Origin of the sequence: Nonomuraea sp. NPDC004580 (assembly GCF_040609855.1) — a bacterium.
In the GTDB taxonomy this organism is placed as follows: domain Bacteria; phylum Actinomycetota; class Actinomycetes; order Streptosporangiales; family Streptosporangiaceae; genus Nonomuraea; species Nonomuraea salmonea.
On sequence record NZ_JBEXLH010000003.1, the window covers coordinates 181,325 to 195,533 of the forward strand.

General features: G+C 73.4%; 14 protein-coding genes. 3 read left to right on the forward strand and 11 right to left on the reverse strand.

The window, feature by feature from the left end; genetic code table 11:
* Positions 1-44: 44 nt before the first annotated feature.
* Both ABZW11_RS06070 and ABZW11_RS06075 read left to right on the forward strand, forming a co-directional pair.
* Positions 45-1,160, forward strand: a complete 1,116-nt coding sequence (locus ABZW11_RS06070) for a nucleotide pyrophosphatase/phosphodiesterase family protein (RefSeq protein WP_355413155.1) — start codon at positions 45-47, stop codon at positions 1,158-1,160.
* The gene (locus tag ABZW11_RS06075) at positions 1,157-1,981 is read left to right on the forward strand and encodes a sulfurtransferase (protein WP_355413157.1); all 825 of its coding nucleotides are present in this window, start codon (positions 1,157-1,159) and stop codon (positions 1,979-1,981) included. The genes ABZW11_RS06070 and ABZW11_RS06075 overlap by 4 nt, the downstream gene beginning before the upstream one ends.
* Positions 1,982-2,003: 22 nt before the next feature.
* On the opposite strand, the gene ABZW11_RS06080 is transcribed toward ABZW11_RS06075, so the two are convergent.
* The 4 genes from ABZW11_RS06080 to ABZW11_RS06095 form a co-directional block, all read right to left on the reverse strand.
* On the reverse strand, positions 2,004-4,526 hold the full coding sequence (locus ABZW11_RS06080) for a CHAT domain-containing tetratricopeptide repeat protein (protein WP_355413160.1): 2,523 nt from the start codon (positions 4,524-4,526) through the stop codon (positions 2,004-2,006).
* Positions 4,527-4,592: 66 nt separating this feature from the next.
* Entirely contained in the window at positions 4,593-5,042 is a 450-nt protein-coding gene (locus tag ABZW11_RS06085; RefSeq protein WP_355413162.1) for a hypothetical protein, read from the reverse strand.
* Positions 5,039-5,575 carry a sigma-70 family RNA polymerase sigma factor gene (locus ABZW11_RS06090; protein WP_355413164.1) on the reverse strand — a complete coding sequence of 179 codons (537 nt, stop codon included), beginning with the start codon at positions 5,573-5,575 and terminating at the stop codon, positions 5,039-5,041. The genes ABZW11_RS06085 and ABZW11_RS06090 overlap by 4 nt, the downstream gene beginning before the upstream one ends.
* Positions 5,576-5,647: 72 nt before the next feature.
* On the reverse strand, positions 5,648-6,673 hold the full coding sequence (locus ABZW11_RS06095) for a S8/S53 family peptidase (protein ID WP_355413166.1): 1,026 nt from the start codon (positions 6,671-6,673) through the stop codon (positions 5,648-5,650).
* A gap of 174 nt (positions 6,674-6,847) precedes the next feature.
* Here ABZW11_RS06095 and ABZW11_RS06100 point away from each other — a divergent pair, with 174 nt between their 5' ends.
* On the forward strand, positions 6,848-7,342 hold the full coding sequence (locus ABZW11_RS06100; RefSeq protein WP_355413168.1) for a DUF3145 domain-containing protein: 495 nt from the start codon (positions 6,848-6,850) through the stop codon (positions 7,340-7,342).
* Positions 7,343-7,540: 198 nt separating this feature from the next.
* On the opposite strand, the gene ABZW11_RS06105 is transcribed toward ABZW11_RS06100, so the two are convergent.
* From ABZW11_RS06105 to ABZW11_RS06135, 7 genes are all read right to left on the reverse strand, one after another.
* On the reverse strand, positions 7,541-8,965 hold the full coding sequence (locus tag ABZW11_RS06105) for a carboxyl transferase domain-containing protein (RefSeq protein ID WP_355413170.1): 1,425 nt from the start codon (positions 8,963-8,965) through the stop codon (positions 7,541-7,543).
* On the reverse strand, positions 8,966-10,198 hold the full coding sequence (fabF, locus tag ABZW11_RS06110; protein ID WP_355413172.1) for a beta-ketoacyl-ACP synthase II: 1,233 nt from the start codon (positions 10,196-10,198) through the stop codon (positions 8,966-8,968).
* 56 nt (positions 10,199-10,254) lie between these two features.
* Positions 10,255-10,494 (reverse strand): acyl carrier protein, encoded by a 240-nt coding sequence (locus tag ABZW11_RS06115; RefSeq protein WP_043614464.1) that lies wholly within the window; start codon positions 10,492-10,494, stop codon positions 10,255-10,257.
* Positions 10,495-10,569: 75 nt separating this feature from the next.
* On the reverse strand, positions 10,570-11,526 hold the full coding sequence (locus ABZW11_RS06120; RefSeq protein WP_355413174.1) for a beta-ketoacyl-ACP synthase III: 957 nt from the start codon (positions 11,524-11,526) through the stop codon (positions 10,570-10,572).
* Positions 11,523-12,419, reverse strand: a complete 897-nt coding sequence (locus tag ABZW11_RS06125; RefSeq protein ID WP_355413176.1) for an ACP S-malonyltransferase — start codon at positions 12,417-12,419, stop codon at positions 11,523-11,525. The genes ABZW11_RS06120 and ABZW11_RS06125 overlap by 4 nt, the downstream gene beginning before the upstream one ends.
* 103 nt (positions 12,420-12,522) lie before the next feature.
* Positions 12,523-13,647 (reverse strand): helix-turn-helix domain-containing protein, encoded by a 1,125-nt coding sequence (locus ABZW11_RS06130; RefSeq protein WP_355413536.1) that lies wholly within the window; start codon positions 13,645-13,647, stop codon positions 12,523-12,525.
* A gap of 115 nt (positions 13,648-13,762) precedes the next feature.
* Complete coding sequence (locus ABZW11_RS06135) at positions 13,763-14,194, reverse strand: DUF350 domain-containing protein (protein WP_355413178.1); 432 nt, start codon at positions 14,192-14,194, stop codon at positions 13,763-13,765.
* Positions 14,195-14,209: the final 15 nt, after the last annotated feature.

Here is a 14,209-nt window from a genome sequence, read left to right on the forward strand (position 1 = left end):
GCCGGCACCGGGTCGGTGATCGGGGCGGGGCTAGACTGAGGGGCATGCTGGTGCCCGGATATGGTGGCGCGTCCCTGGCCGACCTTCCAGGTTCGCTGCTGGCCGCGCTCGGCATGCGCGAGCCCAACCCGCTGGCCCTCGACCCGGCCGACCGCGTCTGCCTGTTCCTGGTCGACGGCCTCGGCGCCGAGCTGCTCGACGCCCACCCCGAGCGGGCCCCGTTCCTGGCGGCACATCGCACCTCCAAACGGCTCACCGCCGGCTTCCCCGCCACCACCGTCACCAGCCTGACCTCGCTCGGCACCGGCCTGACCCCGGGCGAGCACGGCATGGTCGGCCTGCTGCTCGCCGTGCCCGGCACCGGCGCCATGCTCAACTGCCTGCGCTGGACCTTCCCCGGCGGCGAGCCGATCGACCCCGATACCTGGCAGCCGGCGGCCACCGTCTACGAGCGCGCCGCCGCCGCGGGCGTCGAGCCCGTCTACGTCGCCCCCGCCGAGTTCGAGGGCACCGGCCTGACCAGGGCCGTCTACCGCGGAGTCCGCTACGTCCCGGCCGCCACCGTGGACGACCGGGTGGCCCGCGTCCACGAGGCGCTGCGGGCCCGCCGCCGGTCCCACGTCACCGTCTACTACGGCGACCTCGACGCCGCGGGCCACCTGCAGGGCTGGGGCGGCGAGGAGTGGCTGCGCCAGCTGGAGATCGTCGACGACATGGCCCGCCGCCTGGCCGAGGGCCTGCCGCCCGGCTCCGCCCTCTACGTCACCGCCGACCACGGCATGATCAACGCCACCGAGAAGATCGACGCGGAGAGCGTCCCCGAGCTGACGGAAGGGGTGGCGATGCTGGGCGGCGAGGCCAGGGCGCGCCACGTCTACGCACGGCCGGGGGCCGCCGCGCAGGTGCTCGACGCCTGGCGGGAGACGCTGGGCGAGCGGGCCTGGGTGGTGTCGCGGCAGGAGGCCGTCGAGTCGGGCTGGTTCGGCCCCCGCGTACGCGAGCCGTGGCTGGCCCGCATCGGCGACGTCGTGGCCGTCCCCCGCACCGACCTCGCCATCACCGCTCCCAGCAGACATCCCGTCGAGGCGGCGTTCACCGGTTACCACGGCTCGCTGACCTCGGCGGAGCAGCACGTCCCGCTCCTGGAGGTACGCCCGTGACCAGCCCGCTCATCACCCCCGCCGCGCTCGCGGAGCTCGTCAGGCAGGGCGAGGTCACCGTGCTCGACGTACGCTGGCGGCTCGGCGGGCCGCCCGGGCTCGAGTCCTACCGCGAGGGCCACATCGAGGGCGCCGTCTACTGCGACCTCGACACCGACCTCGCCGCGCCGCCCGGCGCCGGCGGGCGCCACCCGCTGCCCGGCGCGGCGGCGTTCCAGAGCGCGATGCGCCGGCTCGGCGTCTCCGCAGGCCGCCCGGTGGTCGTGTACGACGACGCCGCCGCCACGGTCGCCGCCCGCGCCTGGTGGACACTGCGCTACTTCGGCCACCAGGACGTACGCGTGCTCGACGGCGGCCTGCCCGCCTGGCTCGCGGCCGGCTTCCCGCTCACCAAGGAGGCGCCGGCCCCGGCCGAGGGCGACTTCACGGCGAGGCCGGGCGGCATGCCGGTGCTGTCGGCCGACGAGGCGGGCGAGCTGGCCGGGCGCGGCGTGCTGCTCGACGCCCGCGCGGGCGAGCGTTACCGGGGCGAGGTGGAGCCGGTCGACCCGGTGGCCGGCCACGTCCCCGGCGCGGTGAGCGCCCCCACCACCGGCAACGTCGCCCCCGACGGCCGCTTCCTCGCCCCCGATGACCTGCGCTCCCGCTTCGCCGCGCTGGGCGTGGGCGAGGGCGTAGAGACGGGCGCCTACTGCGGCTCGGGCGTGACGGCCGCACACGAGGTGCTGGCCCTGGAGGTGGCGGGCCTGCCCGCCGCCCTCTACGTCGGCTCCTGGTCCGACTGGGTCACCGACCCCGCCCGCCCGATCGCCACCGGCTGACCGAGAGTCGGGGCCGTGCGGCTCAGTAGACGGGCAGGTCGCCGGCGCCGAAGCAGGTGAAGCCCAGCTCGCCTGTCTTGGCCGCCGCGCAGGCCAGCGCCGCGTCGGGAGCCTGTCCGGCGGTGAGCAGCTCGTGAAAGGCGCTCATCAGGGCCCGCGCCGACTCGTCGCCTACCGGCAGCATGCCGGCGATCACGCACGACGTGCCCTTGGACAGGAACGTCCCGGACAGCCCGAGCGGCGCCCCTTCCATGGGCGTGCGCGACATCCCCGAGTTGCACGCCGACAGCACCACCAGCCCCGCCGTACGGGGCAGATCCAGCAGGTCGTACGCCATGAGCGCCCCGTCCTCCAGCGTGATGCCGGACACCAGCGGACTGCGCGAGTGGAACACCCCGTGCGCCGCCAGGTGCACGACGTCGGCCGTGGCCAGCGCCTCCATCACCGGCCCCACCCGCCCGGGGACCGAGCGCCCGCCGGGATGGCAGCGTACGACGTGCTCCACCTCGGCGTGCGCGTGCGAAAGCGCGGGCCCGGCCGCGGCGACCAGCGTGGGCGGGACGCCGGCACGACGGGCGGACGTGCGGGCCCGCAGCCACGCCGCCGCCCCGGCGGCCACGCTCACCGGCCGCTCGCGCAGGCCGGGCAGCGCGCCCCAGGGCAGCGTGTGCAGGCCGGCCACCGGCACCACCACCAGCGGCCGGTCACCGATCGCCGGAGCCAGAGGCCGCAGGACCAGCTCTTCGAGCGCGACGGCGGCCGCCTCGGCGTCGTGCCGCTGCGCGGGCCGGCGCAGCGCGTACCGCAGCCGCAGGATCGCCTCGCTGACCTGCCGCAGGTCACCGATGCGCCGCAGCAGCAGGCGCTCACCGGTGATGAGGACGGCGAGCAGCGTGTCGCGGTCGGCCACGTATTCGACCAGCGCGCCCCGCCCCAGCTCGGCCCGCACCCGGTCGGGGTCCACGAGCGCGCACGCGTGGGCGGGCGCGGCGACGGCCCGCCACCGCTCGGCCCACTCGAACACCGCCCCCGCGCTCCCGTCGCGTACGGCCAGCTCAAGCCCGAACGCCGCCAGCCGCTCACCCGCCCTCGCCGCGTGGGCCCGCAGCGACGGGTCCTCCAGCCCTTCGACGCACCCGCTCACCTCGGCCAGCCCGTCGCGTACGGCGGCGAAGGCCCCCGCGAGGTCCTCCTGCAGCGCCGACCTGAGGGCGAGCGCGTGCTGGCGCACCGGCACCGGGATCGGCGACGTACGGGCGAGCTGCCTGGCCTGCGGCTCGGAGGCGAGGCGGGTGAGCCGGGTGCCCGCGGGCGGCCGCCGCTCCTGAGGCCCGGCGTTGCGGGTGAGCCGGGCGAGCTGTGCCATGGCCGTGCCGCGGTCGTCCACGGCGAGCGCCGCCTCGGCCGCGACCAGCCGCAGCGCCGCCGCCCCCGCGCCGTGCTCGTCGCACTCCTCCAGCTCGCGGGCGCACTCGGCCAGCTCGCCCACCAGCTCGCGCGTGACGGGCCCGAGCGCCAGCCGCGAGCGCAGCACGACCTCCCTGGCCAGCGGCAGCCACGACATGCGCTGCTGCTCCGACAGCTCGGCCGCCGCCTGCTCGGCCACCTGCCAGGCCCTGGTGGGATCGCCGGTGAGCAGCTCGACCTGGGCCAGCTTCAGCCGCGCCTCGGCCAGCGCGACCCGCGCCCCCGACGCCTCCAGGTCGGGCACGGCCAGGCTCAGCATCGCCCTGGCCTCGCCCGGCTGGTGGGCGGCCAGCAGCGCGCCGGCGAAGTCGGCCCGCATCGTGGCCAGCCGTTCGGGATAGCCGAACAGGGCGTCCTCGGCCTCGTGGTAGTGCTTGAAGGCGGCGCCGAGATCGCCCCTGCGTACGGAGAGAAACGGCAGGTTGGCGGCCGACAGCCGCTCCAGGTGCCGCAGCCCGGCATGCTTGGCGATCTCCAGGCAGGCCGTGAGGTCGCGCAGGGCGGCGTCCCAGTCGCCCCGGCAGGAGTGGATGAGCCCCCGGTTGAGCAGCCCGCCGGCCAGGAACCTGCGGTCGTCGAGCGTGCCGGGCGCCCTCACCAGCGCCCGCAGCGCCCGGTCGCAGGACGCGATGGCCTCCTGGAGCCGGCCGAGCCGCGCCAGCGCCACCGCGCGCTGCGTGTCGAGCTTGGCCTGGTCGAGCGGCGACAGGTAGGCCCAGGCGAGGGCCGCCACGCGCAGCGCCTGCAGCGGGTGGCCGCGCTCGGTGCGTACGGTGACCAGCGACAGCCTGGCCTGCGCCACGCGCTCCGGCGGGATGTCGGTCATGGCGATGGCCGCCCGCAGGTGGTGCTCGGCGCCTTCGAGGTCGCCCAGCTCGCGAGCGGCCAGCGCCATCGAGCGCAGTGCGACGGCCTCGGCCTCACGGCACCCGTCGCGCCGCGCGGCCTCCCGGACGGCACGGGAGGCCCGCAGAGCGTGCTCGGGGTCGATCAGGGAACGCATCATGGCGGCCTCGGCCGCTCTGACGAGCGGATGAAGGTCCGGATGGAGGTCGTGGGGGTCCGATGATGCGCTCATGGCCGGCCTCGGAGGAGAAGACGGCCGGGAGAATTGCGCGGCTCTCCCGGCCGGGTCATTGGCGGGTCAGGGGCGGATGCGCACCCACGTGGTCTGTACGGGTGCGTGGCCCGGCCGGTGGCACACCACGCTCAGCCAGCCGGGCGGCAGCCCCGTGGCGACGAAGTGGCCGGTGGGGGCGATGCGCCTGGTCAGCGTCAGATGCGGGGACCGCACGTCGACGAGGGCGCCCTCGCCAGGGTAGGGGGAGATGTGGCCGGCGACGTCGATGAGCCCGTCGCCCTCCGTCACCTCCAGGTCGAACGTGAGGCCGGCGGCGATGAACCTGACCAGATGCGAGCTGTCGTCGTCGCGCACGCTGCGGATCGTGGCGGACTCGGCGTGGGCGGCGGCGGTCACCGCCATCGGCACCCGAAGCCGATAGGCGTCACGTGCGGCGGCGGACACGTGACCCGGGATCGGGTCGTTCCCGGCGCCCAGCCGGAGGGCCGCCAGGAAGTATTCGTCGTTGATCATTGCGCTGTCTCCTGTAGTGAGAGCAGAGTGCGCAGTTTCTCCAGGCAGCGTGCCTTCGTCGGGCCGACGCTGCCGGCGGGCAGCCCGAGCCGCGATGCCACCTGCTGGTTGCCGGCCTCGTTCGCGACGAGTTCGAGGATCGAGCGGCAGGGTTCGTCGAGCGTGGAGACCGTCTGCCAGAGCCGGCGCCGCCCGTCGGCCTCCAGGACGGCGGCGGCCGGGTCGGGCTCGCCGACCGGCTCGGTGGCGGAGACGAGGGGCGGGTCCTTGCGCTGCATGAGCAGGGCCTCGCGACGCACCGTCGTCACGAGCCAGCCGCCCACGCTCGCCGGGTCTCTGATGTCGGTGAGGTGTTGCAGCAGGCGGAGCCAGGCGCCCTGGACCGCGTCGGCCGCGTCGACGGTGCTCAGGCCGCAGGCCCTGGCCACCGCCCACATGCGCGGCCCGAACCTCGCTTCGAGCTCGTCCCATGCCGCCCGGTCGCCCTTGGCAGCGGCCGTGAGCAGCTCCGCTGGATCACGCAGATCACGCATACGGCCTCCTTCCGCCCGGCCAGGGGAGGCGATCATGCCTCCCCGTGATGGTCCGGGGACTGAGCGTAAACTCTACAGACTCGCCGGGAAGAGGACCCCCAGATCCTGAATTTGCGGCGTCTCCTCGGAGTCGAGCAGCCGGTCGATCCACTGCCTGGCGGGCTCGTCCCTGGCCGCGTCGGCGATGGCGCCGGCCACCAGCGCGGTGGCGAACGACGTGCCGCTCCACGCCGCGTACCCGCCGAACTCGCCCACGTCGAGATAGCTGCTGGTCAGCCAGTCGCCTCGGGCGCAGGCGTCGACCCAGGTGCCGTAGCCCGAGTAGGGGGCTCGGCACTGCTGGGAGGCGTCCACGGCCGCCACGCCGACCACGAAGGGCAGCGCCGCGGGCCAGAACGGCCGGTCGGACGCGGTGTTGCCGGCGCACGCCACGGTCACCGTCGCCGTGGACGTGGCGCCCAGCGCGCCGATGGCGTCGGACAGCAGGGGCGGCGGCCGGTCGTCGAAGGTGTGGCCGCCGAAGGAGAGGTTCAGCACGTGCGGGGGACGTTCGCGCATGCGGTGCAGGGCGCGGACGACGGTCGCCTCGTCGGTCACGCCGTCGGCGCCGAGCACCCGCTCCACACGCAGCGACACGCCCGGGGCGCGGCGGGTGAGCAGACCCGCGATGAACGTGCCGTGCCCCGCCTGCTCGCCCTCCACGGCGTCGGCCTCCTGAGGGCCGAGGCGGGCGTACCATTCGCTGCCCGACCACCAGGGGTGCTTGGACACGCCGGTGTCGAGCAGGCCCACGACCACGTCGGAGCGGGATCTGTGGCTCTTGACGCCGATCGGCGGCGTGGGAAAGGGTCGTGAGGCCGGGCCGCCGAAGAACAGCGGCTGGCCGCGGAAGACGTGGTTGGGGGAGGCCCGCAGGCCCTGCGCGCGCAACTCGGCGGTCAGCTCGCACGGATCGACGCCGTCGGCCAGATGGAGCACGCAGACGCCGTCCGCCTCCGAGACCGCCTGCGTCCAGCGCCGCGCGGCCGACAGCGCCGTCCGGTCGGTCAGCACCTGGCGCGGGCGGACGAACGCCTCCCCGACTGATTGGATTTCCATGAGCGGGTATGTTTCCTGCGGAGACGACCTGTCACCCGCCACTCGCGCACCAACTTGGTATGGCCCCCCTCTGGTGCCGGATAGCGACCGACGGTAGTCTCTCCCTAGTCACTTGTGATCATCCCGGGACGAGGCCGTTGGGGAAGGCGCACCTCGTACCGAACGGGAGGTCCGGTGTCTGCTCGTGGCGTCCTTTACGTCCACTCGGCTCAGCCCGCGCTGTGCCCTCACATCGAATGGGCAGTCGCGGGTGTCCTTGGCGTGCCCGTAGACCTGACGTGGACTCCGCAACCCGCCGCGCCCAACGTCGTGCGGGCCCAGGCGGAGTGGGAGGGCCGGCCGGGCATCGCGGCGGCCATCGCCTCCTCCCTCATGGGCTGGCAGCGCCTCAGGTTCGAGATCACGGAGGACGCCTCACCCGGTGTCGACGGCTCCCGCCATGCCTACACGCCGACGCTCGGCCCCTTCACGGCCGTGATCGGCGTCAACGGCGACATCATGATCCCTGAGGACCGGCTGCGCTCGGCGATGATGATGGCCGCGCAGGGCCGGTGCGTGCTTGAGGACGAGCTGGACAAGATGCTGGGCCGGCCGTGGGACGAGGAGCTGGAGCCGTTCCGGTACGCCGGCGACGGCGCCCCGGTCAGGTGGCTGCACGCGGCCGTCTGACCCCGAGAGCGAGCACCCGGCCGCGCGCACCCTGCCGTGAGCACCGGGCCGTGAGGGAGACGCCCCGACCGGCCGTATGAGCCCGTGAGACGCCCGACCTGCTGGTGACGAGCGCCCGAGACCCGTGAAGGGCGCCAGAAGACACGGCAGAGGCCCCGCACCGATTCCGGTGCGGGGCCTCTGCCGTGAGGTCGCGTGTTACAGCGGGATGTTGCCGTGGGCGCCCCTGGCCGGGGTGGCCTGGGACAGCACCTTGGCGATCGCGCCGCGCGTCTCGTCCGGCTTGATCACCTCATCGACGACACCCAGCTCCTGAGCCCTGACCAGCCCGCCGGACTCCTGCTTGTGCTCCTCGGCCAGGCGCAGCTCCAGCTCGGCCCGCTCCTCCTCGGGGACGGCGGCCAGCTGGCGGCGCTTGAGCACGCGCACCGCGGCCACCTCGCCCATGACCCCGATCTCGGTGGTCGGCCAGGCGAAGACCTTGGTGGCGCCGAGCGCGCGGGAGTTCATCGCGATGTACGCCCCGCCGTACGCCTTCCTGGTGATCAGCGTGACCCGCGGCACCGACGCCTCGGCGAAGGCGTGCAGCAGCTTGGCCCCGCGCCGGACCACGCCGTCGTGCTCCTGCCCGACGCCCGGGAGGTAACCGGGGACATCCACCAGGACAACCAGCGGCACCCCGAAGGCGTCACACATACGGACGAACCGGGCGGCCTTCTCGGCGGACGTGGCGTCGAGGCAGCCGCCCAGACGCATCGGGTTGTTGGCGATGACACCGACCGTGCGGCCGCCCATGCGGCCGAGCGAGGTGACGATGTTGGGCGCCCACTTGGGGTGCAGCTCCAGGCCCGGCTCGTCGAGCAGCCCGTTGACCAGCGGCTTGACGTCGTAGGCGCGGCGGGCGGAGTCGGGCAGCAGGGACGAGAAGTCGACCTCGCCGATCTCGCCGGTGCGCATGCGGCCCTGGTGGCCGAGCAGCGTCGCGAGCTGGCGCGCCTTGACGAGGGCGTCGGTCTCGGACTTGGTGACGATGTGGGCCACGCCGCTGCGCTTGCTGTGCGGGTCGGGCCCGCCGAGCGCGGCGGCGTCGACGTCCTCGCCGGTGACGCTGCGCACGACGTCGGGACCGGTGACGAAGATGCGGCCGGTGTCGGCCAGAATGACCAGGTCGGTGAGCGCGGGCCCGTAGGCGGCGCCGCCGGCGGCGGGGCCGACCACCACGGAGATCTGCGGCACGATGCCGGACGCCTTGGTCATGGCGGCGAAGACCCGGCCGACCGCGTGCAGCGACTCGGCGCCTTCGGCGAGCCGCGCGCCGCCGGAGTGCCAGATGCCGATGACCGGCACCCGCTCACGGACGGCGACGTCGTAGGCGTGGACGATGTGCTCGCATCCCTCGCCGCCCATGGCGCCGCCCTGGACGCGGGCGTCGCTGCAGAACGCGACGACGGGGACGCCTTCGACGCGGCCCATCGCGGCCAGCGCGCCGCTCTTGTCCTCGGGCGTGATCAGCCGCAGCGAGCCCTCATCGAGCAGCGCGGTCAGGCGGACGACGGGATCGCGGGGATCAGCGGGCTCCTGATCGGAGCCCTCGCTCACCACCCGGTTGTCGAGCACGGTCATTTAAGCCCCCTTAAACACGACGGTCACGTTGTGGCCGCCGAACCCGAACGAGTTGTTGACCGCGGCGATGTCGCCGTCAGGCAGCGCGCGGTTCGCGTCGTGGACGAGGTCGACCTCGATGCCGTCGTCGAGGTCGTCGATGTTGATCGTGCGCGGGACGATCCGCTCCTGCAGAGCCTTGATGGTGAAGACGGACTCGATGCCGCCGGCTCCGCCGAGCAGGTGCCCGGTCATGGACTTGGTGGAGGTGACGAGCGGGTGGGTGCCGATGGCCTTGGCCACGGCCTGGACCTCGCCGATGTCGCCCGCGGGGGTCGAGGTGGCGTGGGCGTTGACGTGCTTGACGTCGAGACCCGTGATGTCGGCGTCGTTGAGCGCCATCGTCATCGCCATGATCTGGCCGCGGCCCTCGGGCTCCGGCTGCGTGATGTGGTGCGCGTCGGCGGAGTAGCCGACGCCCGCGCAGTACGCGTAGATGCGCGCGCCGCGCGCCTTGGCGTACTCCTCCGACTCCAGCACGACGACGCCCGCGCCCTCGCCCAGCACGAAGCCGTCGCGGTCGCGGTCCCACGGGCGGGAGGCGCCCTCGGGGTCGTCGTTGCGGGTGGACATGGCCCGCGCGGCGGCGAAGGCGGCTATGTTGAGGCCGTGGATCGCGGCCTCGGTGCCGCCGGCCACGACCACGTCGGCGCGGCCCGCCCTGATCATGTCCATCGCGTAGCCGATGGCCTCGGCGCCGGACGCGCAGGCCGACACCGTGGCGTGCACGCCCGCCATGGCGCCCAGGTCGAGCCCGATCCAGGCGGCCGGGCCGTTGGGCATGAGCATGGGCACGGTGAACGGCGACAGCCGGTTCCAGCCGCGCTCGCGGTAGGTGTCGTACGCCGACAGCGTGGTGTTGATGCCGCCGATGCCGCTGGAGACCACGACGCCGAGCCGCTCGGGCGCCACCTCGGGGGCGCCGGCGTCCTGCCAGGCCTCCCGGGCGGCGACCAGCGCGAACTGCTCGCTGCGGTCGAGGCGGCGGGCCTCGGGCCGCGGCAGCACCTCGGCGGGATCGACCGCCGCCGTCCCCGCGAACGTCACGGGGACGGTGTCGATCCAGTCCGTGGTCAGGGTCTTGACGCCCGACTGACCGGCGAGGAGCGCCGACCAGGTCGAGGTGACGTCTCCACCGACGGGCGTCGTCGCGCCAAGCCCGGTGACGACGACACGTACCCGGTTCGCACTCACGTTTCGCGCTCCTTGCTGGAATCAGTCATGGATGGATCGGATCGGTGATCGATCGCTCAGTTCTGGATGAAGGTGAGGACGTCCTTGACCGTCTTCAGGTTCTTGAGCTGGTCGTCGGGGATCTCGACGCCGAACTCGTCCTGGGCGGCCACGGCGATCTCGACCATGGACAGGGAGTCGATGTCGAGGTCGTCCACGAAGCTCTTCTCGGGGGTCACCTCGGACGCCGGGATGCCGGTGATCTCGTTGATGATCTTGCCGAGGCCCTCGAGGATGTCCTGCTCGGTGGCAGCCATGTCGCTAGTTCTCCTTTGGTTTTCTGGATTCTGTGCGGGCGATGCCGCACAAGTACGGAAGGGTGGGCGAGCTCCCTACGGGATCTCGATCACCTGTCCTGCGTACGTCAGGCCCGCGCCGAAGCCGAGCACCAGCGCCAGGCCACCCGACTGCACCTCGCCACGCTCCAGCATGCGCGAGAGCGCGAGCGGGATGGAGGCGGCCGAGGTGTTGCCGGCGTGGACGATGTCGCGGGCGATGACGGCGTTGTCGGCGCCCAGCTTACGGGCGATCGACTCGACTATGCGCAGGTTGGCCTGGTGAGGCACGAACGCGGCGAGCTCAGACGGCTCGACGCCGGCGCGCCTGCAGGCCTCGAGCGCCACCGGGTGCAGGGCGGTGGTGGCCCACCGGAAGACCGTCTGGCCCTCCTGGTGGAGGCTGTCGTTGCGGTCTTTGATGATGATGGCGTCGGACTTGTCACCGGCGCTGCCCCACACGACAGGGCCGATGCCGGGAGTGTCGGACGGGCCGACGACCGCCGCGCCGGCACCGTCGGCGAAGATCACGGCCGTGGACCGGTCGGTCCAGTCGACCCACTGCGACAGCTTCTCGGCGCCGATGACCAGCACGTTCTTGGCCGAGCCCGCACGGACGGCGGCGCTGGCGGTGCCGAGCGCGTAGCAGAACCCGGCGCAGGCGGCGTTGACGTCGAACGCGCCGGGGGCGTGGACGCCCAGGCGGTGGGCGACGACCGCGGAGGCGTTGGGGATCTGGGTCTCCAGCGTGCAGCTGGCCACGATGACGAGGTCGATGTCGTCGGGCGACATGCCGCAGGCCGCCATGGCCTTGCCGCCGGCGATGGTCGCCATGTCCTCGACGGACTCGCCGGCCGGGGCGACCCTGCGCTCCTTGATGCCGACCCGCGACTGGATCCACTCGTCGTTGGTCTCCATGGTCTTGGCGAGGTCGTCGTTGGTGACGACGTTGGCGGGCTGGTAATGGCCGAGCGCCAGCACCTTCGCGCCGGGAACGATGTCGGGGATCTTCACTGGATCAGCTCCCTGGCCGCGTCGAGGTCGTCGGGGGTCTTGAGCGCCGCGGTGCGCACGCCGCGCAGGCCGCGCTTGGCCAGCCCGGTCAGCGTGCCGCCGGGCAGCAGCTCGATCATGTCGGTCACGCCGAGCGCGGCCATGGACTCCATGCAGGAGTCCCACCTGACGGGGTTGCTCACCTGCTTGATCAGCCGCTGCAGGAACTCGGCCCCGGACGCGACCGCCTGGCCGTCGGCGTTGGACAGCAGCGTGACCGACGGGTCGGCGGGCTCGACGGCCGCGGCCGCCGCGCGCAGGCTCTCGACCGCGGAGGCCATGTGGTGAGTGTGGAAGGCGCCCGCGACCTTCAGCGGGATGAGCCTGGCACGGGCGGGAGCGTCGTCCTTGAACGCGGCGAGCTGCTCGAGCGTGCCGCCCGCGACGATCTGGCCGGCGCCGTTGATGTTGGCCGGGGTCAGGCCGTGCTTCTCGATGGCCGCGAGCACGTCCTCCTCGACGCCGCCGAGCACCGCGGTCATGCCGGTCTCGGTGGTGGCGGCCGCCCTGGCCATGGCCTGGGCGCGCTCGCGGACGAGGCCGAGCGCCTGCTCCGGGGTGAGCACCCCGGCGAGCGCGGCGGCGGCGAACTCGCCGACGCTGTGGCCGGCCAGCACGTCGGGGGCCGCCCCGAGCGCCTCGGCGGCGGCCAGCGCGGCGGCCACGAGGAGCGGCTGCGCCACGGCGGTGTCGCGGATCTCGTCGGCGCCGGCGGTGGTGCCGTAGGCGATCAGGTCGAGCTCGACGACGTCGGACCAGGCGCCGAGTCTGTCGGCCAGACCGGGCAGCTCGAGCCAGGGAGTCAGGAAGCCCGGTGATTGGGCACCTTGGCCCGGGGCGACGAGTACAAGCACAAAAACCACCTTGCCCTGTAGAACTTCGACACGCGGATGGAGATCCGTACGAACTTTGTCCGGGGTGATTTGTAGGTTCCCCACAGTGGGGATTTCAGCGACGTTACGTTAGCGCTCGCCACGTTTCGGCGCTCTCCGAGAGCCTGCCGAGGATGAGACCCACCTGGAGGGTGAAGGCGGACCTGCCCTCCGTCGGCTGGTAGCCGGTCAGCTCGGTGATCTTCTTCAGGCGGTAGCGCACGGTGTTGGGGTGCACGAACAGCAGCCGCGCCGTCGCCTCCAGGGAGGTGCCCTGCTCCAGGTACGTCGCCAGCGTGTCGAGCAGCGGCGTGCCCGCGAGCGGCAGGTAGACGCTCTCGATGAGCTGCTCCCTGGCGTCGGCGTCGCCGTCGAGCGCACGTTCGGCCAGCAGGTCCTCGGCGTGCACCGGGCGGGGCGCGTCGGGCCAGCCGCAGGACGCCTTGAGCCCGGCCAGCGCCGCCCGCGCGGACCTGGCGGCGGCGTGCAGGTCGGGCACCTCGGGCCCGATGACGATGGGACCGACGCCGAACCTGGCCACGACCTGCTTGGCCGCGTGGTTCGCGTCGCTCGCGCCGCCCACGATCACGATCAGCCGGTCGGCCTGGACCCCGGCCAGCAGGTCCATGCCGATGCGGCGGCCCTTCTCGCGCAGCCCGTCGATGACCGCGCGCGGGTCGTCGTCGGGCGCGTTGCCGGCGATGACGACCACGGGGGAGGAGGTCCAGCCGAGCGCGGCGGCCCAGGAGTGCAGGCCGTCGTCCACCTCGCCGCGGACCAGCGCGTCGACGATCAGCGCCTCCAGCCTGGCGTCCCACGAGCCCCTGGCCTCGGCCTCGCGGGCGTAGACCTGGGCGGCGGCGAAGGCGACGTCGCGGGTGTAGCGCAGCATGGCCTGCTGGAGCTGGTCCTCGCCGCCGGGGGCGGCCAGCTCGTGGGTCTGCGCCTCGACCACCTCGACCACGACCCTGACGACGTCGACGGTCTGCTGGAGCGAGATGGAGCGCTTGAGCTCGCGCGGCGCGGTGCCGAAGAACTCGATGCTGGGCGTGAGCCGGCCCTCGCCGGCGTGCTGGAACCACTCGACGAACGCGGCGATGCCGGCCTGGGCCACCAGTCCCACCCACGAGCGGTCCTCCGCGCTGAGCGCGCGGAACCACGGCAGCTGCTCGTCCATGCGGGCCATCGCCGCGGTGCCGAGCGCGCCCATGGCGCGCTCAAGGCGGCGGGTGGTGTCCTCCCGGGTCCGGTCTGTCACGCCTCCTAGAGTGCCAGGTCCCTCCGGATGTCCGGAACGGCGGTTCGGAGCGCGACGGGTTCGCGGCTCAGATGACCGCGACCGCGGTGATCAGGCCGATCGCGACGTGCGTGACCGCGAGCAGGCGGGCGCCGGGCTGCAGCTCCTGCTCCTTGACGAGGTCGCGGACGGAGATGCCGGCCACCTTGTCGAAGACCAGCATGGCGAGCGTCTGGACCAGGATGCCGACCAGGCCGAACACCGCCGTGCCCGCGAGTCCCTCCCCCAGGCGGCCGCCGGCCGACCAGATGGAGGCGGCCACGATGAGGCCGATCGCGGCCAGGGCGGAGGTGGCGAGCAGGGTGGCGTTGGGGTTGCGCTCGGAGCGGATGACCTCGCTCAGCTTGCCGGGCGTGGCCCAGTCGATCACGTAGAAGCCGATGATCAGCAGGATCAGGCCGACGGCGGCGTACGCGGCGATGGCGCCCGAGCCGCGGGCGAGGGTCTCAAAGAGGGTCACGGCAGATCCATTCGA

Coding starts and splice junctions, on each gene's coding strand:
- ABZW11_RS06070 (WP_355413155.1), top strand. CDS start 45: ATGCTGGTGCCCGGATATGGTGGCGCGTCCCTGGCCGACCTTCCAGGT.
- ABZW11_RS06080 (WP_355413160.1), bottom strand. CDS start 4,526: ATGAGCGCATCATCGGACCCCCACGACCTCCATCCGGACCTTCATCCG.
- ABZW11_RS06085 (WP_355413162.1), bottom strand. CDS start 5,042: ATGATCAACGACGAATACTTCCTGGCGGCCCTCCGGCTGGGCGCCGGG.
- ABZW11_RS06090 (WP_355413164.1), bottom strand. CDS start 5,575: ATGCGTGATCTGCGTGATCCAGCGGAGCTGCTCACGGCCGCTGCCAAG.
- ABZW11_RS06095 (WP_355413166.1), bottom strand. CDS start 6,673: ATGGAAATCCAATCAGTCGGGGAGGCGTTCGTCCGCCCGCGCCAGGTG.
- ABZW11_RS06105 (WP_355413170.1), bottom strand. CDS start 8,965: ATGACCGTGCTCGACAACCGGGTGGTGAGCGAGGGCTCCGATCAGGAG.
- ABZW11_RS06115 (WP_043614464.1), bottom strand. CDS start 10,494: ATGGCTGCCACCGAGCAGGACATCCTCGAGGGCCTCGGCAAGATCATC.
- ABZW11_RS06130 (WP_355413536.1), bottom strand. CDS start 13,647: ATGGGCGCGCTCGGCACCGCGGCGATGGCCCGCATGGACGAGCAGCTG.